Raw genomic sequence first — 728 nt, forward strand, 5'->3', positions numbered from 1 at the left:
AGCGGCAATATCCATGTGCATATCGTCATCAACTCCCTGCGGATTTATGAAGTCCCGCTTCTGCCCTACATGGACAGACCAGCCGATACACGGGAGGGCTGCAAGCACCGCTGCACCAACGCCGCTATGGAATATTTCAAGAGTGAAGTCATGGAGATGTGCCACCGGGAGGGGCTTTACCAAATCGACCTCCTAAGCGGCAGCAAGGAACGGATAACGGAACGGGAATACTGGGCGGCAAAGAAAGGGCAGCTTGCCCTTGATAAAGAGAACGCCGCCAGAGAAGCCACCGGACAGCCAACCAAGCCCACCAAGTTTGAAACGGACAAGGCGAAGCTGCGCCGGACGATACGGCAGGCACTTTCCCAAGCTGGTAGCTTTGACGAGTTTTCTTCCCTTTTGCTGCGGGAGGGTGTGACCGTCAAGGAGAGCCGGGGGCGGCTTTCCTACCTCACGCCGGACAGGACAAAGCCTATCACAGCCCGGAAGCTGGGGGACGATTTTGACAAGGCTGCTGTCCTTGCCCTGCTTACACAGAACGCCCGCAGAGCCGCAGAACAGACCAAAGCCATACCCGAATACCCTGTCGCAGTTAAAAAGCCGTCACAAGGGGAAAAAACCACAAAAACCACCCCGGCAGACAACACCTTGCAGCGCATGGTTGACCGGGAAGCCAAGCGAGCCGAGGGCAAGGGCGTGGGCTATGACCGCTGGGCGGCAAAGCACAA

At 57.3% G+C, this 728-nt stretch carries 1 protein-coding gene; it reads left to right on the plus strand.

What is annotated here, in order from left to right; translation table 11 throughout:
* A partial coding sequence (locus H8S80_RS33960; protein WP_187049111.1) for a relaxase family protein occupies positions 1-728 on the plus strand: 728 nt, incomplete at both ends.

The sequence above is a fragment of the Hungatella sp. L36 genome (genome assembly GCF_014288035.1).